We start from the raw sequence: 25,142 nt of genomic DNA on the forward strand, positions 1-25,142 counted from the left end.
ATTTTATGGCATTCCTGTGAAAGGAATAATCTTTCATATAACAAAAAAACAATCAAAAGATTGTTTTTATTTTAATAGACTCAAAGCTCCATAAGGATTGGCATCTTGAGCATACTTACATGGTTTAATTTCAAATTTACGAGAATAAACTTCTCCCATGATATTCATAAATCCATCAACTCTTTTAGTTAGTAATTGAATGAAGTCGTCATTCTGACTAATTCCTCCACCAATTAGAACTAATTCTGAATCTACTACTGCATTTGCACATATTATAGTTTGAGCTAATACTTTAATCATTCTATCAACTACTTCTTTTGCATTATCGTCATGGTAGTACTTCGCCATTATCTCCTTACCGGTAGCTTCATTACCTGTTAACTTATTATAGTTTCGAATAATTGAACCAACACTTCCATCAAGATGTCCTATACTGATGGTAGCTAGATCAATATCAAAAGCAATTAGACCAAAGTTTCCCGCTAATAAATTGGTTCCTTTATACACTTTATTATCAATGATTAGAGATCCGCCCAAACCTGTTCCTACAATGAATAACATTGTCTTTTTATCACGAGTATCTAAATTATATGTAATTTGAGCTTCAGCAGCTGCGAAGGCATCATTTTCAACTTCTATTCTTATATCAGTTTTCAAATCTCTGCGATAATTCATCTTACTACAATTCTTTATTCCTGATTCACCCATCACTTGTGTTGTTGTAACATCAACCACACCCGGAGAAGAAATACCTATTCCATCAATTTGGTATTTTTTCGTAAGTTTTGAGATGATTTCATTCATCTTTTCAATTAACTCTAAATGATCTAAATACTTACCATATACAAAATCCTCTCTATGAATTATTTCGGTTTTTTCAAACACAACAGTCTTCAATGACATTCCACCAATATCAAAACACAATTTCATATAATCACCTCTTCATTGAGATTTTAGCATCGGTGAATTTTAAAATATGTAAAAGAGAATTCTAAATAGTCAAAGTACTTTTGCGATAAAAAACAAGAGCCATTAATCTGCTCTTGCTAATAATTATTTAGTTAAAGCTAAAGCTCCATATAAGTTTGCATCTTGAGCGTAAACACATCGCTGAATAGCAAATTTTCTTTTGTATGGTTCTCCAACTACGTCAAGGAAAGCATCGATTCTTTTAGTTACTAAATCAAGAATTAAATCACTTTGACTAATTCCTCCTCCAATAAGAACAAGTTCGGCGTCAGCCACAGCATTGGCACTGATAACAACTTTTGCAACATCTTCAACAAATTTATCAACACTGATTTTCTTTTGTTCATCCTTGTTGTAACCTTCAACTATTTCTTTCCCAGTTAATAGTTCACCAGTTCTGTCATGATGTCCTTTAATCAACATTCCAGTTGTTGCAGTATTGTGTCCAATACTTAAAGTAGCAAAGTTAATGTCATGTGCGATAAATCCAAAACTACCACCTAAAAGGTTAGAACCTTTGTATAGTTTATCGTCAAGAATTAAAGCTCCACCAAGTCCAGTTCCAATTATCATAACGATAGTATTTTTACCCTCAACTTCTTTATTGAATGCGATTTGTGACTGAGCTGCTGCGAAAGCATCATTTTCTGCAAAAACAGGTAAAGAAGTTTCTAAATCTCTGCGGAAATTTATATACTTGATATCTTCAATAGCTGCTCTACCATGAACTTGAGTTGTTTCTGTATCAATAACCCCAGCTGAAGAAATACCAATCCCATCGATCTGTGGATATTTTTCAATCGCTTCTTTCAATGCATTGTTTAAGATTTCTAACAACTCTACATTGTTAATAGCTTTTCCATAAACATAATCTTTTTTATTAACCATTTCTTGTCCATCAAAGACTGCTGCTTTAACTGACATTCCACCAATATCAAAACACAATTTCATATTATTCTCTCCTTTTACAACAAAAAGTACATAAGGGGATATGTACTTTTTATTTTATACTAAGCTCTTGCAGCTTTATTATTTGCTTTTTCTGCTAAGTGTAATTGTTTTAAAGCTTCTTTTTTATTTAAAACTTCAGAAACAATGTCAAATTCAGGTTTTACTTCTACTAATTTGTATGAGATTGGCATTACATTTAATGCGTTTTCAATATTATCTTGTAGATCTTTTGTACTGAAAATGTTTTTTCCAAATTGTTTTTCAACATTTGCATATACACCATTAACGTGTTTGTGTGCTTTTTTGTTGAATTTTTCAATTACTTTTCAATCGATTGATTTTGAAACTTCAGAGATTTGTTCTTCTAAAGCTTCACGTTTAACTGTATTATCGATTGCATTGAATTTAGCCATCAATTTATCAGCTTTTTCTAAGTTTTCTTTAACTACAGCTGCTTTTCCAGCTTTCATTAATTTTTCTTTTTTCTTAGCTTCTGATTCATTTAATGCTGCTAATTTTGTTTTTAATTTTAACTCTTTTACAATAACTTTTTCAACTTGTTTAACTTCTGCTAATTCTTCTTTTGTAAAGATTTCTTTAGATTTTGATAATTCAGCTTTAATAGCAGCTTTATCTTCTTTTGTTAATTCAACTCCATTAACTTCGTTTGTTGTAACAATTAAGTTAAAGATTGATTTTGATAATGTATTGATTTCTTGTTTTTCAGTTTTTCTATCTTGGTTTAATAAGATTCCGAATCCGATACCTCCACCAAATACAATAGCACATGATGCGATGTATAATAATCCGTTTGCTAATTGACTTAATTGTCCTGTATCTTTAGCAATTTGTCCTGTTGTATCATAGATAGTATTTTGGAAGTATCCGATTACTTCGAAGATTCCGATTCCTGTACTGATTCTTTGAGTTACTCCTAGAGCTCCTGCGAAACAACCAGCGATAAATGCTGCAATTACCCCAGCAATTAATGGGCGTTTTTTAGGTAAGTTGATTCCATAAATCATAGGTTCAGTTACCCCTAATAATGCAACTGGTACATAACCGATTGCTTCTCTTCTTAAGGCAGCATTTTTTGTCATCATGATAACTGCGATTACTGCTCCAAGTTGTGCGTAAACTGAGATTGATCCACCAAGTCCGAAAATTCCGAACCCTCCTTGTCCAGCAGCTGCTGACGCACCTTGCTGAACAACTGAAACCATTCCTAATGCTAAGTGCATTCCGAATACAACACATACTTGTCATAGAGCTGTATAAACCCCAGTACCGATTCCAATAGGTGCTTCCCCGATGTAGTACATTAATAATGAAATTACAGCTTCAAAGAAGTTTCAAATTGGCATGTAAATTCCTAATGCTAATGTAGCTGTTATGAAGAATACCATAAATGGTCTAATAATTAATTCGAACATTGAAGGTACTCATGTACCGATTCAATCATCAAGTTTTTTAGCAGTAAACATTGCAAAGATAACTACGAAAATTTTAATATTTCCACCAGTGATTTTTACATCAAGAATACCTTGAATAAATCTGTTTACTTGGAAGTCTGGGTGATTTGGCAATACTTGCTCAACAGTTCCCATTGAGAAGATTGTTCATGATCCTCCCAATCCTTGTGCTCCCCCACCTAAGAACATAAGTGGTGAACAGATCATTACAGCTAAAGGAATTGCGATAGTTCCTCTTAATTTAAAGTATTTAGCTGCAGATCACGCAATTGTAATACCCATGAACATTCCTGATGATTTACCAATTACGAATAACATGAATCATCAGATTTCTCCACCTTTAAGGTTCATAATTTGTTCAACTGTTCCGGCATTAGTTGCAAATGCTGGCATAACTTCTAATCAAGTTAAAATACCAATAATAGCTTGGATAATACCAGCCCCAACCATCATAGGGATGATTTGAACCATAATTCCACCAAACATTTGTAAGAAACGTTTTCCGGCTGAAGCTTTTTTAATAGCTCCTTGTTCAAAGTTAATTTCTCCCGCAGGTGCCAAGTTATCTTGATCAACCGCTTCTTTAACTTTATAAACATCTTGACCAATAATTACTTGTAATTCATTACCATTTCAAACAACACCTTTTGTTAAAGGTAAGCTGTTAATTTCAGTAACATTTACACCATCTTTGTTTTTAACTGCGAATCTCAAACGAGTCATACAGTTGTAAACTTCAGTATAGTTAGCTGGTCCACCAACAAATTTGTTGATTTCATGAGCTGTTGCTTGATATTTATTTTTTTGTAAGAAGAACTCTTCAGCTGATTTAACTTCTTCAGTTTTAACTTCATTTTTAACTACAGGTACGAACTCTCCAATTAAATCTCCTTGTTTAACAGTTCCTGTTTTTGCAAGAAGTTTGAATTCGAATTCTCCTACTTCTGAGTTAATTGTAATTGGACAAACGCGGTCTAAACCTGCTTTGTTAATTACTGTTGTATCCACTTTAACAACTTTTGTATCTTTAGTAACTGTGTCCCCAACATTTACTAGTTGTTCAAATGGTTTTCCATCCAATGACACTGTGTCTAAACCAATGTGCATTAGAATACTAATATCCTCTGATACTTGGAAGAAGAACGCGTGTTTTGTATCTGTAATTAAAGACACTGTTCCTTTTTCGATCGGAGCATAGAAGTCGGCTTTTTTTAGTTTTTCGTCAGCTCTAACATAAAATCCGTCACCAAGCATTTTTTCACTAAAAACACCATCGCCAAGATTTACAACAGAACCAACTTCACCATCAACTGGTGAATATACTTTAATAGCTTTATTTTCCATTATTTCCTTTACCTTTCAAATATATGATAATTTTTTCCACAACAATAAAAAAGTACTTTTTGGCAGCAAAAAAGTACTTTATAATAGAAAAAGTACTTTTTTATCATTTTTTAAACTAATAGGAACATTTCTAGGAATAAGTAGTTCAGCTGTAATTTTCTAAATACAGGTTGATGAGGCAAGTGATTAGAATCAATGCTCATTACTAAAATATCTTCGCGATCTTTTCTAGGGAATTTTCATACTTGTGATTCAGATGTGAAAACTATAATATTAACACCATCTAATTTAGAAACTGCTTCGAATATTTCTACTTCAATACTAGTTTCTTGTCCTGCAACTATTAATATTACAGTATCACCCTTTTTGATTGTTTTAATTTTATCCAACATATAATTAGATAACTCTCTTGAGAATAAGATGATATTATTTCTCTTTACAGAAAGTAGTTCTTGGAAGTATTGCGCATCTTTTCCAACTTGTGGAGATCCAGCAACCATAACTTTATCAGCATTTCGTATCATCATAGAAGCTTTAATTATGTCATCACGATTTGCCATACCATCTTTAATAGTTGCAATCGTAGAGTTTTGGAATTCGAGGAATAGATCAAAATCATCTGTTGGAGCAAATGAATTTCCATGTAGATTATCAGACTCCATTTTTAATCTCATAATTAATTCACGATAACCACTGCATCCTAAACGTTTGGCAAAAACAGTTACTGTAGATTGTGAAACATAACATTCATCAGCTATATCCTTAAGACTTAAGAATTCTCCATTTATATAAGATTTATGTAAAGATTTAGCAATTAAATTACTAATCTTATTTTCTTCATCTTTAATTTTTTCAATTTGGTTAATTATTTTACTCATAAAAACCTCCGGCCATTATTTATATTTTATACAAAAAAAGAAGGTTCCCCTTCTTTTTTTTAATTATTTGATGTTGTTTCCGTTGTTATTGATTAATTCTTCATATCAGTATGAAGATTTTTTACGGTAACGTTTTAAGTCTCGTAAGTCTTTTTCATCTCTGTTAACAAAGATAAATCCGTAACGTTTTTGGAACCCTTCATGTGTTGAAACTAAGTCCATTGCACTTCATGGGTTGAATCCGATGAATTCCATTCCTTCAGAAACAGCTTTACGCATTTCTAAAATGTGGTCTTGGAATCATGCAATTCTGTAATCATCGTCAACTGTCATATCTTCGTTTAATTCTTCACGAACTCCGATTCCGTTTTCAGTTAATAACATTGGTAAACGGTATCTTTCATAAATTTCTCTAGAAGTTACTCTGAAACCAACTGGGTCAATTGCTCAACCAAATTCTGTTTTACCTAAGTTAGGGTTTTGTGCACCCATAAACATTCCAGGTAATCCCATACCTTTTTGTTGATCTACTTCACCCTCTAATTTATCTTGATCTTCTCAAGCCTTAACTGTCATTGTGTTGTAGTAGTTAAATGCGATGAAGTCTGGCTTACCAGCTTTTAAGATATCTAAATCACCTTCGCGAATATCTAAAGTGAATCCTTGTTCTTCTAATCATTTAATCATTAATGGGTTGTGTTCTCCACGAACTGGAGCATCTAATCAGTATCATGATCTGAATACAGCAGCTGTTTGAGCAGCTAATACATCTTCAGGTTTACATGTTGCTGGATATACTGAAGAAATGTTTGGAGCTGGTCCAATTAAACATTCTGGGTATGCATCATGTAAATCTTTCATAGCTAATGATTGTGCTAAGAATAAGTGGTGTGCCATTTGGAATGTTTCACCAACAGTGAATTTTTTACCTGTTGGGTTTAAGAAATCTTGTCCAAATAAACTCATCATAACTAAAACGTTTAATTCGTTAATTGTTAATCAGTATTTAACTCTGTCTCCGTAAGCTTCAAAGATTGCTTTTCCAAATTTTTGGAATGCAGGAACAGTTAAATCACGATTTAATCATCCACCTTTTTCTTCTAAAGCTAATGGTAAGTCAAAGTGGTACATTGTAACGATTGGTTCAATACCAGCAGCGATTAATTCATTAATTACATCATTATAGAAGTCAATTCCTTCTTGGTTGATTTCTCCATCACCATCAGGAATAATACGTGTTCATGCGATTGAGAAACGGTATGATTTAAATCCCATTTCTTTCATCATTGCGATGTCTTCTTTATAGTGGTTGTAGAAGTCTGAAGTTACTTTAAAGTCTGTAATTTCATCAGTTCCTTTATGTAAGTCTTGAACAGACATACCTTTTCCACCTTGATCTCATCCACCTTCAACTTGGTAAGCTGAAGAAGATGCTCCTCAAAGGAATCCTTCGGGGAAGTCTTTTAATTTTTTAATTTTCATAATAAACTCCTTTTCAAAATTTATAACTCTATTATCTACAAAAAGAACTTAGATAAAAACTACTTTTAGTACTTAAAAAAGTACTTTATGAATTTAAAAGTCCTAATAAAAACAAACATCATAAGATGTTTGTTTAAATTCTTGATGATAATGGCATGTAAACTCATACATTAAGCATCTTATTAAATTTTTTAAGTTCAGTCTTAGATAAAATATCCTTCGCCTGTTCACTCATATCATTTTTCTTTCCTTGGATTGTTGTGTATCAAGCAATAATAACAATTATTGTACATACTCAACCACCAATCGCTAATATTTGAAGAAATGTTCCTCACATTCAGTGGATTTTATCAGTATTTGATTGCACAGGTACGGTTGCAATAATAGCTACAACTCCTGTGAATAAAACCGCTGTTATTAATCCCAATATTGCGATCCCAATCAATTTTCATCTAGAATCAAAAGCTCTAGTCTTAACCTCTTCCATATTATCAGCTGTTAATAGAATATTGAAAGCTGAATTTAAATTACCGTGTTCTAAATCACCTCTAGCCATTGTGACTGTATTTGTTCTTTTGTTGAATGTAAACAAAGGCGAGTATCAATTGATTCTTTTTTTCTTAATTGTAATGAAACTGTAATTTCTTTGTTCTCTTACTTTTTCAAACATTTCTTCACCAGTTAAAAGTGTTTTATTCATCTTACCAAAGATGAATAAAATCAAGTTACCAATTAACGCTGAAGCTAATAATGCTCCTAAAAATATAAAGAAAATCATAACTACTACTAGTTCCTGCATTTGTAATTTATCGTTAAACATTTTTCCTCCTAATAAATAAATACTACTGGTAGATAATAATTAATATCTCCATCATTGTCTAATAAGGGTTTCCCAATTATTAGATTATCTATATAACACTCTAGTCTATACAAGTAGTTATTATACAAGATAGTCGCACTCCTTTGTCGCTTTTCAACATTGAAATAAAATGTTTCTCTTATATTGCTATCAGAAATTATTATTGTATTGCTATTGAAACCACAAACTGTAAATTCATTTTCAGATAAGTATAAATCTACTAATTCTTCTCCTTGGTAAAGTTTTGCAAAATTTTTACCAACAACAACGATATTTTCACCGACTAAAATAATATTATCTATTTCATAGTCTAAGTCTAAAGTCTTATCTTTGGTAATAATTGTCGAAAACCTTGTTTTAATATCTTTCAATAACAGGAATCCACCAGTATTCTTAACTATTAATTTATTAGAGAATAATTGCGTTTTTTCAAACCCATCACCACTCTTTATGAAATTAACAACTTCATTTTGGTAAATTACAGATACAATAATATCTTCTTCGTAATTATTAACACTATAAACGAAACCATCGAACATGAAATCCAGTTTAACTTCTGTTTCAGATATTCCAATCATTGTATTTTTAAGAGGATTAGGTGAACTTAAAAACCTATTATTTCCAGTAACTTTTAATTCAATATTCTCCTTAAGGTCCTTTATATTTATATGAGATAAGAGATTTTTTTCAGAATCGAAATCAGAATCAGTAAAGTAAACAAGATCATTGAGAACTCAGAAATTATTTATTCATTGCCCATCCTCGAATGATTTCAAAGTTATTCTTTTTCCTAAATTGTTATTATTTTTGAAAAACATAATACCTCCTATTTCAAATAATTATACCTTTTATTATTGTGCAAATAAAAAAAGTTCCGTTCGGAACTTTTCTAATTATTCAATATCTTTTAATCAACTAAATGTTCTAGTAACGGCTTGGTTTCATCCACGAATATTTTTCGCAGCTTCTGCTCTTGTGGCAATTGGGAACAATGTGAAATCTTCAACATAATTTTTTTTGATTTCTTCTACACTTTCTCAATAACCGACAGCAAGACCAGCTAAGTAAGCCGCTCCCATAGCCGTAGTTTCTACGTTTGTAGGTTTAATAACATTGGCTTGTGAAATATCAGCTTGGAATTGCATCATGAATTTATTTTGTGATGCTCCTCCATCCACTTTAATTGAAGAGAATGGTTTTTTCACATCTTTAGCCATTGCTGATAACACATCATTGGCTTGGTATGCAATCGCTTCAAGTGTAGCTCTAACGATATGTTCACGTTTAGTACCACGGTCAAGGCCGAAAATTGCCCCTCTTGAATATGAATCCCAATAAGGAGAACCCAAACCAGTGAATGATGGTACAACATAAACTCTTCGATCATCATTAACTTGTCCAGCATATCACTCTGTTTCCAAAGCATTGTAAATGATTCTTAAGTTATCTCTTAATCATTGGACAGCTGCTCCAGCCATCATTACAGAACCTTCCAACGCATATGTGATTTTCCCATCATATGCAGCAGCTACAGTTGTTAATAATCCATGTGATGAAAACACTCTTTCATCACCTGTATTCATTAATATGAAACAACCAGTTCCATATGTAATTTTAGATTCTCCAACATTAAGACACAATTGCCCGAATAAAGCCCCTTGTTGATCTCCAATTGAAGAAGCGATTTTAATAGTTGTTTTATCTGCCCTAGAAATTAATCCAGGATACGTTTCTCCATAAACTTCAGAACACGATTTAATTTCTGGAAGCATATTTCTTGGCACACCGAACAATTCCAATAATTCATCATCTCAATCATTCGTATGAATGTTATAGAAAAGTGTTCTTTGGGCATTAGTATGGTCGGTTACAAATTCCTTACCACCAGTTAATCTATAAATTAATCATGTGTTAACAGTACCAAACATTAACTTACCATCATTCGCAAGTTCTCTAGCACCTTTAACATTGTCTAAAATTCATTTAACTTTTGTTCCTGAAAAGTAAGGATTTATAATTAAACCTGTTTTATTTCTAACCATATCAACAGTTTTTCCATCCATTGATTCACACCATTCAGATGTTCTTAAATCTTGTCAAACAATAGCATTATAAATTGTTAAACCTGTTTCTTTGTTTCAAACAACGGCTGTTTCTCGTTGATTTGTAATTCCTATCGCTTCAATTTGTTCACCTTTTATACCACTCTTATTTAGAACTTGAACAAAAGCTCCCCTTTGAGTGTTTCAAATTTCGATAGCATCATGTTCAACTCAACCTTCTTGTGGGAAGTATTGTGTAAATTCACTTTGATCAACAGCTACAATATTACCTTTTTTGTCAGTTATAAGTGCTCTAGCTGAAGTAGTACCTTCATCTAAAGTAATAATATATTTTTCCATATTGCCTCCTTGTGGCTATTAGATTTTCAATATTAAACTAATGGTATGACAGCTTTCTCAATCGGATTTCAATCAGTTTTTTTCTCCAATTTTCCAGCTGTTTCTTCAACTAGTCCAATAACATAATCTGCAATAGCAGGTGCTGATGCAATAGCAGGTGATTTCATTCCAGCTACATTTATAAAGTTTTTATCTCCACTAGCGTGCTTAATTCAAAAATCATCCATTGTTGGTTCTATTGGACGTGACCCAGAATAAGTCATACATGTTTTATTCATATTAATACTTGGTATTAATTTTTTACCAATATTACCAATGTATTCAAATTGTTCTGCAGTTACGAGACGAGTTTCATCTTTGGCCACACCGCTAACAGCAGTTGGACCAACCATTACATGACCTGATAGCATTGGCGCAACAATCACACCTTTACCGTGGATTGTAGGCATCATGAAAACCACTGAGTTAACGATTCCAGCTTCTGTTTTTTCCAATATTCTATATTCACCACGTTTAGTAGTTAAGTTGAAGTCAGGGTACCCCGCTTTTGCTGAAAGGATATCAGCATAATGTCCAGCAGCATTGATTACATATGTTGCTGAAATAATTTCCCCTTTTGAAGTTTCAATCTCATATAGATCTCCAACTTTATTTATATCAATAACTTTAGAATTTACTTTTAAATCCACTCCATTATGAATGGCATTGGTGAATAAAACTTTCGTTAGTTCAAAAGCATCAATGGCAATTGAGCTATTACATACCAAGGCACCAATAGCATCAGGAGAAATATTAGGTTCCCTTTTTCTTAGTTCCTCAGCGTCAATAATTTCCATTTCTTTAGCTTCTAATCCATTAATCAGACCACGTTCATATAGCATATGTGCATGATCCATTTCCTCTTTATTGAAAGCAACAATTGTTGAATCAATTCTTAAGTGAGGAAATTCCATATCTCTTAATCAATCTTCATATCTAATTTTACCAAGTACATTAAGTTTGGCATTCAATCTGCCCGGTGTAGGATCAAATCCCCCATGCACTAATCCAGAATTACCTGCACTAGTTTCCATAGCAACCCTAGCGTTTGCTTCCAGAACAACAACTTTTTTATTATATTGTCCCAATTCCCCCTAGCGATGGAAGCTCCAATCATTCCACCACCAATTACACAAATATCATAGTTTTGTTTCATAATTTTTTCTCGTTTTCTTAAGTATTACTTATTTAAAATGCTAGGAATAAAGCTCCTGCAATTATTCCCGCTGCCATTGGTGCAGCTACCGGAATTCATGAATAACCTCAATCAGATTTTCCTTTACCTGAAATAGGTGCCAACATGTGTACAATTCTCGGTCCTAAATCCCTTACAGGGTTAATAGCATATCCAGTTGTGCCACCAAGTGATAAACCAATAGCTATAATAACTATTGCTACTGCAACTGGCCCAAAAATAGCACCTTCCATTTTACTTTGCCCTAATGAAAGTATTGCAAATACTAAAACCATAGTTCCTACAAATTCCATACCAAAGTTGAATCATGTAGATTTAGTTGTAGGCCCAGTTGAGTGCATAGCTAAAACATTAGATGTAGCAAATTCGTCATTTCCAAATAATGTCATTTGTATATGTTTATAGTATAGTAAGTCAATAATGATTTGACCTAACATAGCCCCAATTAGTTGTAATGCTAAAACACCAATAAACAATCCGGCAGCTCCTGCTCCAGATCCGCTTGTAAGTTGTGTTAACACATCTCCTTTGCTTGATATCACTGCCCCAATCATAACTGCAGGATTTAATCATCCAGCTCCGTTAAGTGCTCCTGAAATTAGAGCTGCAGTAAATACTGCAAATCCTCATCCAAAAGTTATTGCTAGTCACCCTGCGTTGTTACCCTTGGTTCCTTTAAGGACAACATTGGCAACAATACCATTACCTAAAATAATAAGTAGCATCGTCCCAAATAGTTCAGTTAATAATAATGCTGTTAAGTTCATAAAAATCTCCTAACGTGTAAATCTCTTACACCTATATTTAACCATATTAAAAAATCTTTTCTCGCTTTTTCTGGAAATTATTCCAAAATGGAACCTTTTTATTAAATATTTTTCCATTGTATCAGAAAGAGATTTATATTATTGTTTTTTCACTCTTATTATTATATTCCTTGTAATTAATCTTTTCTTATGGAAATAAAAAAATAAGCCGAAGCTTATTAGTTTTTATTATTTGTTTTGGATTGCTTCAATTCCAGGTAAAGCTTTACCTTCCATGTATTGTAATGAAGCTCCTCCACCTGTTGAGATTCATGAGAAATCATCTTTGAATCCTAATTTAATAGCAGCAGCAGCTGAGTCCCCTCCACCGATTAAAGTGAAAGCATTATCTAATTTAGCAGCTGATTCACAAACTGCAACTGTACCAGCTTTGAAGTTTTCAAATTCTGAAACTCCCATTGGTCCATTTCAAACAACTGTTTTAGCTCCAGCTAATTCTTTTTGGAATAATTCAATTGTTTTAGGTCCAATATCTAATCCCATTAATCCTTCTGGTACGTCTAATCCACAGAAAGTTGGTTCAACGTCTGCGAATGTAGGTGCACATGCTGAATCAATTGGTAAAATAATTTTTCCGTTTGCTTTTTCTAAGTATTCTTTAGCTAATTCAACTTTATCAGCTTCTAACAATGAAGATCCGATTTCGTGTCCTAAAGCTTTCATGAAAGTATATGTCATACCCCCACCAACTAAGATTTTGTCAACTTTGTTTAATAAGTGGTCAATAACTCCGATTTTATCTGAAACTTTTGCTCCACCTAAAATTGCTACGAATGGACGTTCAGGGGCGTCAATTCCTTTTCCTAAGTTTTCGATTTCTGATTGAACTAAGAATCCTAAAACTGATTCTGAAATGTTTTCTGAAATTCCTACGTTTGATGCGTGTGCACGGTGTGCTGTACCAAATGCGTCATTTACGAATACATCACCTAATGATGCTCAGTATTTTCCTAATTCAGGATCGTTTTTAGATTCAGCTTTAACAACTTCTCCATCTTTAACATCTTCGAAACGTGTATTTTCGAATAATAATACTTCACCTTCGTTTAAAGCATCGATAGCAGCTTCTAATTCAGTACCTCTTGTTTGAGCTACGAATTTAACTGTTTGTCCTAAAACTTCTTCTAATCTTTTTGCAACTGGTGCTAATGATTTAGTAGCTTTATCTTCTTCAGCTTTAATTCTTGATAAGTGTGAGAATAATACAACTTTAGCTCCGTTTGAAACTAAGTGTTTAATTGTTGGTAATGCAGCTTGGATACGGTTGTCATCTGTAATAACTCCATCTTTTAATGGAACGTTGAAATCAACACGAACTAAAACTTTTTTACCATTAACTTCAATATCGTTTAAAGTTTTCTTTTGGTTATAATTCATCTTTTTTTTCCTCATTTTTCTCTCTTTTATATCTTTATTATTTTAACTCATTTAAAAAAGTTTTTCCAAATAAATGGAAATAAAAAAATAGTTCCGAAGAACTATTATTTTTATTATTGGAATTTTTTTAAAATTATAATCCCATGAAGTACATAGTTGTTCTAACTAATTGAGAAACGTATGAACTTTCGTTGTCGTATCATGAGTTAACTTTAACCATTTGTGTTCCATCAGCTTTAGTAATAACTTTAGTTAATGTTGCATCAAAGATTGAACCGAATGATGATCCGATTGTGTCTCCTGAAACGATTGGTTGATCACAGTATTTAATTGCTTGTTTTAAGTCAGCATCTGCTTCGATAGCATTTTTCATTGTTGAGTTAATTAATTCAACTGATAATCCTGTTTTTTCGAATTCAACTGTTAAGTCAGTAATTGATCCTGTAATTGTTGGAACACGTAATGCTGCTCCATCTAATTTACCTGCTAATTGAGGTAATACTAAAGAAACTGCTACAGCTGCTCCAGTTGTTGAAGGAATAATGTTTCATGCTGCTGCACGTCCACGACGTAAATCAGCGTGAGGTAAGTCTAATAATTTTTGGTCGTTTGTTACAGCGTGAACTGTTGTCATTAAACCAGTTTTGATTGTGAAGTTTTCATCTAAAATTTTAGCCATTGGTGCTAAACAGTTAGTTGTACATGAAGCTCCTGAAATAATTGTATCTTCAGCTGTTAATTCTTTGTGGTTAACTCCGAAAACAACAGTTTTTAAATCACCTTTAGCTGGTGCTGAAATAACTACTTTTTTAGCTCCTGCTTCGATGTGTGCTTGAGAAGCTTCTTTTGATACGTAGAATCCTGTTGATTCAACTACTAAGTCAATGTTTAATTCTCCTCATGGTAAGTCTTTAGCATTTCTTTCAGCAAAGATTTTGATTTCTTTACCTGAAACGATAATTGAGTTTTCAGTATATGAAATTTCACCTTCGTGGAATTTACCTTGTGCTGAATCAAATTCTAATAAGTAAGCTAAAGTTTTTGTATCAGTTAAATCGTTAACTGCAACAATATCTACACCTTTTTCAAATAATTGTCTAAATGTTAGACGTCCGATTCTTCCGAATCCGTTAATTGCAACTTTTTTTGCCATATATTTTTCTCTCCTTATTATATATATGCTTTAATTTTACTACTTTTTAATAAAAAAAGACAATACCATTAAATAATTTAAATTAATTAAACTATTTTCTATGGTTATTGCCTTTTAATTCGAATGCAACTGATAATCCTTTTATACGTTCAATGAAACGTTTTCTTTTAATTTTCTCAATATTACTATTATCATTTTTAACTGAATAATTATCAGCTAATTCCTCCATTGAGAAATTAGATGTGAAGAATGTGATTTTCTTATGTTCCATTCTATAGTTTAAGATCGTGAATAAAAAGTCATCACGAGTTCAGTTGGAAACAATTTCTCCTCCAATGTCATCTAAAAACAAAACATCTGCATGTTTTAAGTTTTTGACGATACTATTTTGTTTCATCTTCTTCGGATCATTTCATGAATCTTTTACTGAATTAATTAAATCCCCAACATTTGAGAATGCCACCTTATGTTTTTTAAATGCTGCATGATTTGCTAAAACTTTTATTAAAGTAGTTTTCCCAACTCCAGGTTCTCCAAATAAATAAAGCCCTTTACCATAACCTTCTTGAAGACGTGTCAAAGCATCAATTAAAAATGTTTTACGTTGTTTAATTTCTTCTTCAGTAAAAATATCTGCATTGTTTTCGATATCTTTTAAGTAATCTCCAGCTGTAAAATCAAATCCATCCACATCATAATCTGTATAAATGAAATGAGATTTGATTTCGAAGTTCTTATTTTCTGTCAATCAATGTGCGCATTTTTTCAAAGATACATAAAAACGATCGTTTTCAAAACGTAAAGATTTTTCATAACCTCTAGTTTCTTGTTTACATGAAGAAAGTGGACCAGGCCCACATTCAATATATTTAGTTACAAAATCTTCTAGAACAGGACCACTATTTAATAGGATTGAGTCTGTAATTTCAAACTCCGCTATTAGTTTATTTATAACTTTGTTGTCTTTAAATTTATTTAAACTAATTGTGTAATCCATAAAGTTTCTCCTATAATTCTTCTGCTATTGCTAATATTTTATCATTTGTTAAATCATCTTCTGAATATTTATCAAAATCAAATTTTTCAAATTCAATCTGTTCGTTTGTTTCTTTGTTATTTTTTCTAACAAAGTGTTTTGAAATCTTTTCACGTTTCTGTTTTTTATTATTGTTTACTTGTCTTAAATATATCATCACTTCTTCAGCGGTAGTAAGTCCATCTTCAACAATTGACTCAGCAATTTTTCTTATATAGTTAATTACAACTTTCTCATCGTTTTTGTAATATGAGTATTCCATAAGACAGTTTAACATCCCTGTTGTAATATTGAATTCATCAACGATTTCTCTTAAAGATTTTTTCAATGTGAAACTTGCAACTTCATTTGTAAGCATTTCATAATAAGTTTCACATTCAAATGAATTCATTTCATAAATTTTCTTAATACCCGTATCAGTTAAGTCTTTTTTAACGGCTTTTTTTGATTCTGTAATAACTTTTAGCAATTCAGTTTCGATAACATTATTTTTAATATCATTTGTTACTTTATCATATGCTTTTGAAATTAATTCAGCCATTTGAGTTTCAGTAAGTGTTTTCACACTCAATATAGAGTTCAAAATTTTTCTTGTATTCATGTCTTCTAGATCTAATGATAATTCTCTATTGTTTAATTCTTGTTTAAAGATATCTACGTTCATAATTTTTTCAAATAATTGAGAATCTCTTTTAGTTATATTATTTATTTCATCATCGTTTTCAGATGCATATGTCCCATATGTTTTAAAGTCATCTATAAATATCTCAGAAAAGTCTGCAGTAACATCTTCAAATTCATCATCGTTGTTTGCGACTCTATTTTTATAAATGAATTTTGTAGCTTCATAATTTTCTTCGCCCAATTTTGCCATCAATGTTCTGTTAAAAACATCATTGTTAAAAAAGGTTAAAGGATCTAGTGGTGCAAATACATTAAACATACGGTTTTCAGTTTTCTTAGATATTAAAGTTTTTACTAATTTTAAGGCTTCTAACTTTTTCAAATTTTTTTCTAGTTGTTTTTCAGTCGAAGCTGTTAAACAAATTAATCTACTTATTTGAAATGTTGGTCCATTCATTTTTTGAGTTAATTCAGATTCTTGAATTAACGTTAAATATAATCCCATTGCAGATGATCCAATAATTGGTTGGTATAAATTTATTAAGATAGATCTATCGAGTCCACCAATTCTTTCAGTCACATTAATGTTATATTTACAATTTGAAAAACTCATAAACGTACCTCCTTGACTTATAAATAATATTCTAAAAATTCCCGTTTTTTGTAAAAAAAATAAAGTTTATTTATTATACATTTGAATATAAAAAACAAACCTATGTTTTCCAAAGGTTTGTCATAGTTTTCCACATTTCCACATTGACTATTTTTGACAATTTGGACAGTAGTAAGTTCCTCTTCCATTAACAAATATTTTCTCAATAGTTGTGTTGCAATTTGGACAAGGTTGCCCAACTTTTGTATGAACTTTTAGATAATCTTGAAAACTTCCTCTAACTCCAGCTTGAGATTCAAAAGAGTGGATTGAAGTTCCCCCCTTTTCAGTAGCTAAAGTCAAGATTCTATCGGAACTTTCAATTAAGTTTGTACATTGTTCTAGACTCAATTCATTAGAAACTGTTTCGGGATGAATTTTTGCATCGAACAAAACTTCATTAACATAGATATTACCTAGTCCAGCTATTATATTTTGGTCTAATAAGAGTGTTTTAATAGCTTTACGGCTACGAATAGTCTTAGAGTGTAGATATTCACCACTTACTTGGTTATTCATCGGAATTGGACCTAATTTTGCAAGTGAAGAATTTGTGATATAGTCTTCTTTTTTATACATCTCTAGAGTACCGAATTTACGCGTATCATAATATCTCATCATCATTCCATCATCGAGTTTGAATTGTGCTTCAAGATGCTTTTCAGGATAAGAATAAAGATCTGGTTTTTCAATCATTCATTTACCTTCCATACGAAGGTGTGAAATCATTACATAGTCTTCTAATTTAATCAAAAGATACTTAGCAACATTAGTTACTTCAACAATCTTTTGACCCTTAACTAAGTTTTTCATTTCTTCGATTGAAGGAGTTTTTAATAACTTAGTATAAAAAATATTAAATTCTTCTATAACTTTTCCTTTAACTTGTTTATTTAATATTCTACCAACGGTAGTGACTTCTGGTAATTCAGGCATATTTCCTCCTATTTAAGTTCAAATCAGTTGGCTCCACTTGCTTGTGAAACCTCTAATTCTACTTTGATATCTTCTTTTATATCTAATAAATCAAACATATCTTTCAATGCATTTTGCATTTCATTTTTAATAATTTCAACAACTTTTTTTTCTTCTTCATTGACTATTTCAAATATTATCTCATCGTGAATTTGGGCAATCATTTTACTTTCAATATTTTTGTCTTTAAAAATATTGAAAATATTTATCATAGCAACTTTTAAAACATCAGCAGCTGTTCCTTGGATCGGCATATTAACAGCTACCCTTTCTCCAAATTGTCTTAATTGATAATTAGTTGATTTCAATTCATCAATATTACGACGACGATTTGCTAAAGTAAGAGCATAACCATGTTCTTTTGCAAACTCAATTTCTTCTTCTTTAAATTTAGCGATTCCCGGGAATGATTCATAGTACGAAGCAATATATTGCTTAGCTTCCGGAATAGAAATTTTTAAATCATTAGCTAAACCGAAATCACTTAAACCGTAAATAATTCCAAAGTTAAAAACTTTAGCAACCCTTCTTTGATCGTCTGTGATTTGCTCATCTGGTGCTAATCCAAAAATCTTTCTAGCAGCTTCAGCATGAACATCTCGATTGTTTTCGAAAATCTCAATAAGAGTTTCTTCACATCCCATTTGAGCCAATACTCTTAATTCGATTTGAGAGTAATCAAAGCTGTAGAATTTACGATCATCTTTGGTAATGAAAATCTTACGAACTTCTTTTTGATCTTTATCATGAACAGAGATATTCTGAACGTTTGGCTCGGAACTACTCAATCTTCCTGTATTTGTTAAAGTTTGGTTAAAAATTGTATGAACTTTACCATCTTCAAAGATGTATTTTTCAAACCCTCTTAAATATGTTGAGTATAATTTTGAGAACTTACGGTGTTTTAATAAAAGTTCAATTATTTCATGTTGACCAAATAACTTTTCTAGAACTTCTTTGCCTGTTGAACCCTTTCCAAGATTTGGTAATCCAAGGGTTGTGAAAAGTAATTCTTGGATTTGTTTTGGAGAAGCAAAATTGAAATTGTCTTCAATTTTACCAATAAGGATTTGGCGCATTTCATCTTCTAGTTCATTAATCTTATTTAAGATATTTAAAGTTTGTGTTTTTAACTCTTTACGATCAATTGATACACCAGCTTGTTCCATTTCAAATAAAACTTTTGCGAAAGGTAAATCAATTTTTTCATAAAGTGGAAGTTGATCAGTTGCTTCAAGTGCTTTGATTAATTCTTCTTTAACTTTAGTCATAAATCACGCTTTTTTAGTGATAAATTCCGCTTTAGCATTAATTTCTATATTCCCTGTTTTTTTAACACCTTTACCAAAAATATATTCGTCATCAACAATGTTTAGATCTGGTGAGATCATTCTGATATGGTTACTGAAAGTAGATTTAATATTTGAATCAAGAGTATATGAAGCTATCATCATATCAAAATCAAAAGAATCATAATCATATTCAAATCCAGCATTCTTGATTAATGAAACAGTCTTCTTGATATCATAAGTTGATTTTTTCAAATCTTTATTTTTGAAAAAATCATTTAAGCTTTGATCAAATTCAACTGCTGGTTCGACATCAAAAATTGTCAGCTGTTTTTCTTCAGTTGAAAAATCTAAATAGTAATTACCTTTTTCATTACTAATGGCAATTCCTGTAATTTTAGCTGTGTGATAGTTATCTTCTAAAGTTTGGATAAAAACTGAGTTTTGACCACATTCATATTCACTTGATCATTTATCAAGAATTGTAAAATTGTGTTTTTCATCATTATTAATATTTTCTGCACGATTTGTTAGACGCTTTACTAATGTATACATTTCATAATTAGTTAAGAATTCTGCAAGAGGTTCAATTGAAAGATTTAATTTTCTAAATTCTAAATTATCAATGTGAATATCTGTAGCGATTGTAGCAATTTCTTTACATAAGAATGCAGAATCTTTATCAGCTTCTAATTTCTCTTTTAACTTCCCTTTAATTTGGTCAATGTTTTCGTAAATTCCTTCAATAGAATTATATTCAGTAATTAATTTAATGGCTGTTTTTTCACCAACTCCAGCAACACCTTTAAGGTTATCTGATGGATCACCCATTAATCCTTTTAAATCCACAACTTGATTTGGTGCAACTTGTCATTTTTCAAACAATTCTTCTACACCAAATTCCTTCATATCACTTGTTCCTGAAACAGGAATCAAAACTTTAGTACGATCAGAAATTAATTGGAACATATCCTTATCACTTGTTAAGATTTCTACATCATATTCATCCATATCTTTTTCAATTAAAGTAGAAAGTGAACCAATTATGTCGTCAGCCTCTATATTATCTAATTCATATCAAGAAATGTTTGCAGAATCCAAAAATTCTCTTACCAATGGAAATTGAGTTACTAACTCTGGTGGAGTTGTACTTCTTCCGGCTTTGTAATCTGGTAATTTATCATGTCTAAATGTTTTTTTACCTTTATCGAAAGCTACTTTTACATCATAATAATCTCGATTATTCAATAAAGAAGTTACCATGTTGGCAAATGAATAAACTGCATTAGTAGGAACTCCTGCTGATGTAGTTAAAATGTTTCCTGTATATGCACTTGCGAAGTATGCTCTAAATATTAATGAGTTACCATCAATTAATAATATTTTTTTATTTGCCATGTTTTTTCCTCTTTTATTTTCTTATAATCTTTGTAATTTTATTAAGTGTTCCATTCACTTTTCCATTGTATTGGTCAGTTCTAACGTCCAGGGCTAAAATAGAGCCTATTTGAATATCATATTTCACATTTTCAAAAGTTCTAGAGAATACAGTAATATCAATTTCATCTGTATCATCAATTAAAGTCATGAAGGCCATTTCTTTACCAGTCTTGTCTTTCTTTACTCTGATAGAGTCAATCACCCCTATCAATAACAAGTTCCCTAAGTTATGTTTAGCTTTTATAATATCAGTCGGTCTTAAAGTTGAGTTCTCAATTTTAACCTTTGTCAACGGATGTCCTGTTAAGTAGAAACCAAAAATTTCTTTCTCATATTCTGCAACAATTTCATCATCTAAAACACTTTCTTCAATTAATGGGAACATTAATGGATCTAACTTTTCAACATTTTGATTAAATTCTGCAAATGACATAATCAAATCAATATTATCAATTAATGTTTGGCGATTGTATCCAAAGCTGTTGAATGCCCCCGCCTTCGCCAATGACATAAATGTATTTTTATTTAAACCATTTTTACTCATTCTTGTAACGAATGCGAAAATGTTTTCAAAAGCTGTTTTGTCTTCTTCATACAATATTCTTAATTTACTTATAAATTCTTGTCCAATCCCTTTAATTAAAGTTAGAGGCATAAAGACATTCCCTTTTGTTCCTATATAACCATAATTAACATTCTTAACACTTGGTATTTTAACCTTCACCCCATATTGAGCAATTTCTTTTAGGTATTGAGATGTTTTAACACCATTACCTAAAACTCCGTTAAGTAATGAGCAATAAAATTCTTCGGTAAAGTTAGTTTTAAAATATGCTAATCAATAACTTATATATGAATAAGCTATTGAGTGAGACTTATTAAATCCATATGAAGCGAACTTATCAATTCACGTTCAAATTTCGACAGCTTTAGCTTGAGAATACCCATTTGCTAGTGCCCCTTGAATAAATTCTTTTTGAACAGAATCCATATATTCATGATTCTTTTTCCCCATAGCTCTTCTTACAATATCAGCCTTGGCCAATGTGAAATTAGCTACACTTTGCAAAATTTGAATTACCTGTTCTTGATAAACAATAATTCCATATGTTGGGTTTAAAATATCTGCTAGCGCTGGATCAATCAGGTGTTTTTTAGAATATGAATTTTTACGTTCAATATATTCTGGAATGAATTCTTGTGGTCCTGGTCTATATAGTGCAGAAGCTGCTGAAATATCTTCTATTGAGTTTACTTTCATTCTTCTAACAACATTAGTCATCCCTCTCGATTCAAGTTGGAATATTCCAGAAGTATCTCCACGTCTTAATGTTTCATAAGTTCTTTTGTCATCTAATGGAATTTTATTTAATGAAACATTAATTTTTCTAGTTCTGTAAATAGCTTTGCGAATCTCTTGTAGTGTTGTTAAGTTTCTTAGACCAAGTAAGTCCATTTTAATCAGTCCAAGTTCTTCTAGGTGATTCATATCAAATTGTGTTTGATAAATTCCGTTATAACCAACTTTAATAGGTAAAACATCTCTCAAATCATCATCAGATAAAACAACCCCGGCAGCATGTGTACCAGTTTGTCTAGGAAGTCCGACAAGCTTTTTAGCCACAATGAAAATTTCCTCATATTGTTCAGAATATTCTTTAAGTTTTGGCGAAGCATTGATTGCCCCTTCAAAATCATTTAGATTCTCAAAATTAATGTTTCTCGTAATCGCATTAACGATATCCATTTCAATTCCATAGACTCTTGCAACATCTCTAATTGCAGATTTAACTCCAATTGACTGATAAGTCACAATTGTTGAAACATTAAATACTCCATATTTTTCAAATAGGTATTCAATAACTTCTTCACGACGATCATCTTGAAAATCAATATCAATATCTGGCATTGTCACACGTTCAGGATTTAAGAAACGTTCGAAAAGTAAATTATATTCGATAGGATCCACTTCAGTAATTCTTAACAAGAAAGCCACAAGTGAACCAGCCGCACTACCACGACCAGGGCCAACTAAAATACCTTGATCTTTTGCGTATTTAACATAATCTCAAACAACTAAAAAGTAGTCTTCAAATTTCATCGCTTTAATAACGCTCAACTCATAATTAAGTCTTTCAACATAATTATCAGGAACATTTTTACGCTTAACATTTTGGAAATACTTTTCCAAAGATTCGAAACACAACTTTTCTAAAAAGTTATAACTAGGAATTCCATGTGGTGTCACAAACTCAATTAAGTGTCGTTGATTATTTTCAAAAAGTTCAAACTTAATATCTTGTGAAATTTTATCTACCAACTCTTGATGTTTTTCAAAATTTTCTAGATTCTCATCTTGGGGATAGTTAGCTTGTTTTACTTGTCCGATTTCAGATTCTAGTAAATTATTTTTGATTGCATTTAAAATAACGTAATCTGTATAATCAGAAGCTTTAAAATAGCAAATTCTATCAAAAAATATTCCTTGTTCAGAGACATTTATCACTTCTACATCTGATATCTCAACTTCAAAATTAGTTAAGATAATAAGATTGTTATCAACTAGTTTTATAACTTCAGCAATAATTTCGTCTTCATCATGATCAACACCATTCATCATTCATGAAGATAAATGGTTAATTGTTTTGAAACCTATTTGGTTTTTAGGATATAAATTTATGATCCCTTGTTTCAACTCGATGCTCAATCCAATAATCGGTTTAATGTTTGCAGCTTTTGCTTTCTTAATAAATTCAGCAACTCCAAACATAGTTTTATTTTCGCTGTAGAATAAAACATCAAAATTATTTGCTTTTGCGAAGGAAATATAATCATCTATCTTAATAAATGATTCTTGAAAATTATAGGCACTTCGTACATTAAATTGTGGTGAATAACTCATTTTATTTCCTCCTTTTTAAACAACAAAATAACGGAGACCGTTATTATGCTTCTTCTGTTTTTTCTACTTTAACTTCTTTTTCAACTTTGATGAAATCCCCATCTTTGAATAAGTATTCAGTGATGTAATTTTCAACTGTGTAATCTAATAATTCTTCTCACATAATAGCTTCTTCTTGAGCTTCAGCCATTCATTTTTTAGGTTTTGTTACAGGTTGTTTAGGAACAAACATAGAACAAACATCATCAAATGGTAAGATTGATGTTTCATAAGTTCCAATAAATTTTGAAATTTCAATAATTTCTTCTTTATCAAATGTTAATAAAGGTCTTAAAATTGATAATTCACTAACTGTATTAATTACATTGATTGAATCAATTGTTTGTGAAGCAACTTGTCCAAGGCTTTCTCCAGTTACTAATCCTTTAGCGTCGATTTTTCTTGCTAATTGATTTGCAATTCTCATAAACATTCTTCTCATAATTGTAATCTTATAACTCTCTTCAGGCATATGATTTAATTCGTTTAATAGCATTGCAAAATCACATACATATAATCTGAACATATTTTGGTTATATTTAGCTGTTTTTTTAGCTAAAGCAAAAACTTTATCAAGAGCTTCTGGAGTTGTATGAGGCGGTGTCATGAAGTGAATGAAGTCAACTTGCATACCACGTTTCATTGTTAAGAATGAAGCAACTGGCGAATCGATACCTCCACTTAATAATGAAAGTGCTTTTCCTGAAACTCCAACTGGTAATCCTTTTAATGCAACTCTACGAGAATCGAAAACGTCAACGTGATCTTTTTTAACTACGATTTCAATTTTTAAATCTGGATTTTTAACATCAACAATAAGATCTTTCATTTCTCTTAAAATTACTGGTGCGAATTCTTTTTTCATTTCAGCAGATGTCATTTCAAAAGACTTGTCTTTTCTTTTAACATCTAATTTAAAACGTTTTTTATCTGAAGCTTTAGCAATTTTTAAACAAGCAGCTAAAATTGCTTCAGGATTTTTTTCAGTTTTCTCAACAACTGATAAAGAGTAAATTCCAAAAACTGTTTGCAATTCTGCAATCACAGTTTCAACAAATTCTTCTTTAACCTCTAGCATCAATGAGTTGTTATCCTTTGTATAAACAACATGTTCTTTATATGGTTTTAATTTAAATTTAATGTTTTGGATTAACTTAGCAATAAAGTGACTTCTATTGTTTCCTTTTAATGTTAATTCTCCGTACCTTACTAATATGTTTTTCATGTTTTTTCCTCT

Annotated in this window: 17 protein-coding genes and 1 pseudogene; all 18 read right to left on the minus strand. The window is 31.2% G+C overall.

Annotation, left to right across the window (positions count from 1 at the left end; genetic code table 4):
• Nucleotides 1-66: 66 nt before the first annotated feature.
• The 18 genes and pseudogenes from G319_RS0100385 to thiI all read right to left on the minus strand — a co-directional run bounded on the left by G319_RS0100385 (nt 67) and on the right by thiI (nt 25,130).
• Nucleotides 67-930, minus strand: a complete 864-nt coding sequence (locus G319_RS0100385; RefSeq protein ID WP_026389172.1) for an ROK family protein — start codon at nt 928-930, stop codon at nt 67-69.
• Nucleotides 931-1,053: 123 nt separating this feature from the next.
• Nucleotides 1,054-1,920, minus strand: a complete 867-nt coding sequence (locus G319_RS0100390) for an ROK family protein (protein ID WP_026389173.1) — start codon at nt 1,918-1,920, stop codon at nt 1,054-1,056.
• A gap of 59 nt (nt 1,921-1,979) precedes the next feature.
• Nucleotides 1,980-4,736 carry a PTS sugar transporter subunit IIABC gene (locus G319_RS08750; RefSeq protein WP_026389174.1) on the minus strand — a complete coding sequence of 919 codons (2,757 nt, stop codon included), beginning with the start codon at nt 4,734-4,736 and terminating at the stop codon, nt 1,980-1,982.
• Nucleotides 4,737-4,846: 110 nt separating this feature from the next.
• A complete protein-coding gene (locus G319_RS0100400) occupies nt 4,847-5,614 on the minus strand; it encodes a MurR/RpiR family transcriptional regulator (RefSeq protein ID WP_026389175.1) in 768 nt (255 codons plus the stop codon).
• A gap of 63 nt (nt 5,615-5,677) precedes the next feature.
• Nucleotides 5,678-7,096, minus strand: coding sequence for a glycoside hydrolase family 1 protein (locus tag G319_RS0100405; RefSeq protein ID WP_026389176.1), 1,419 nt, complete (start codon nt 7,094-7,096; stop codon nt 5,678-5,680).
• A gap of 133 nt (nt 7,097-7,229) precedes the next feature.
• Nucleotides 7,230-7,916, minus strand: a complete 687-nt coding sequence (locus G319_RS08755; protein ID WP_026389177.1) for a hypothetical protein — start codon at nt 7,914-7,916, stop codon at nt 7,230-7,232.
• Between the two features lie 8 nt (nt 7,917-7,924).
• The gene (locus tag G319_RS0100415) at nt 7,925-8,773 is read right to left on the minus strand and encodes a hypothetical protein (protein WP_026389178.1); all 849 of its coding nucleotides are present in this window, start codon (nt 8,771-8,773) and stop codon (nt 7,925-7,927) included.
• Between the two features lie 75 nt (nt 8,774-8,848).
• The gene (glpK, locus tag G319_RS0100420; protein WP_026389179.1) at nt 8,849-10,357 is read right to left on the minus strand and encodes a glycerol kinase GlpK; all 1,509 of its coding nucleotides are present in this window, start codon (nt 10,355-10,357) and stop codon (nt 8,849-8,851) included.
• A gap of 32 nt (nt 10,358-10,389) precedes the next feature.
• A pseudogene (gene glpO / locus G319_RS04480) lies at nt 10,390-11,552 on the minus strand (type 2 glycerol-3-phosphate oxidase).
• A 32-nt stretch (nt 11,553-11,584) separates the two neighbouring features.
• Complete coding sequence (locus tag G319_RS0100430) at nt 11,585-12,358, minus strand: MIP/aquaporin family protein (protein ID WP_026389180.1); 774 nt, start codon at nt 12,356-12,358, stop codon at nt 11,585-11,587.
• A 228-nt stretch (nt 12,359-12,586) separates the two neighbouring features.
• Complete coding sequence (locus tag G319_RS0100435) at nt 12,587-13,795, minus strand: phosphoglycerate kinase (protein ID WP_026389181.1); 1,209 nt, start codon at nt 13,793-13,795, stop codon at nt 12,587-12,589.
• 133 nt (nt 13,796-13,928) lie between these two features.
• Nucleotides 13,929-14,948: a type I glyceraldehyde-3-phosphate dehydrogenase gene (gap, locus tag G319_RS0100440; RefSeq protein ID WP_026389182.1), complete on the minus strand. Its 1,020-nt coding sequence runs from the start codon at nt 14,946-14,948 to the stop codon at nt 13,929-13,931.
• Nucleotides 14,949-15,039: 91 nt separating this feature from the next.
• Nucleotides 15,040-15,945 (minus strand): ATP-binding protein, encoded by a 906-nt coding sequence (locus tag G319_RS08760; protein WP_051350829.1) that lies wholly within the window; start codon nt 15,943-15,945, stop codon nt 15,040-15,042.
• 10 nt (nt 15,946-15,955) lie between these two features.
• A complete protein-coding gene (locus G319_RS0100450) occupies nt 15,956-17,221 on the minus strand; it encodes a DnaD domain protein (protein ID WP_026389184.1) in 1,266 nt (421 codons plus the stop codon).
• A 147-nt stretch (nt 17,222-17,368) separates the two neighbouring features.
• Nucleotides 17,369-18,196, minus strand: a complete 828-nt coding sequence (gene mutM / locus G319_RS0100455) for a DNA-formamidopyrimidine glycosylase (RefSeq protein WP_026389185.1) — start codon at nt 18,194-18,196, stop codon at nt 17,369-17,371.
• A gap of 8 nt (nt 18,197-18,204) precedes the next feature.
• The gene (gene polA, locus G319_RS0100460) at nt 18,205-20,922 is read right to left on the minus strand and encodes a DNA polymerase I (protein WP_026389186.1); all 2,718 of its coding nucleotides are present in this window, start codon (nt 20,920-20,922) and stop codon (nt 18,205-18,207) included.
• Between the two features lie 13 nt (nt 20,923-20,935).
• A complete protein-coding gene (locus tag G319_RS08765) occupies nt 20,936-23,866 on the minus strand; it encodes a DNA polymerase III subunit alpha (RefSeq protein ID WP_026389187.1) in 2,931 nt (976 codons plus the stop codon).
• 43 nt (nt 23,867-23,909) lie between these two features.
• Nucleotides 23,910-25,130: a tRNA uracil 4-sulfurtransferase ThiI gene (thiI, locus tag G319_RS0100470; protein WP_026389188.1), complete on the minus strand. Its 1,221-nt coding sequence runs from the start codon at nt 25,128-25,130 to the stop codon at nt 23,910-23,912.
• Nucleotides 25,131-25,142 lie beyond the last annotated feature (12 nt).

Origin of the sequence: Tullyiplasma multilocale ATCC 49900 (assembly GCF_000483165.1) — a bacterium.
Taxonomy (GTDB): domain Bacteria; phylum Bacillota_I; class Bacilli_A; order Mycoplasmatales; family Mycoplasmataceae; genus Tullyiplasma; species Tullyiplasma multilocale.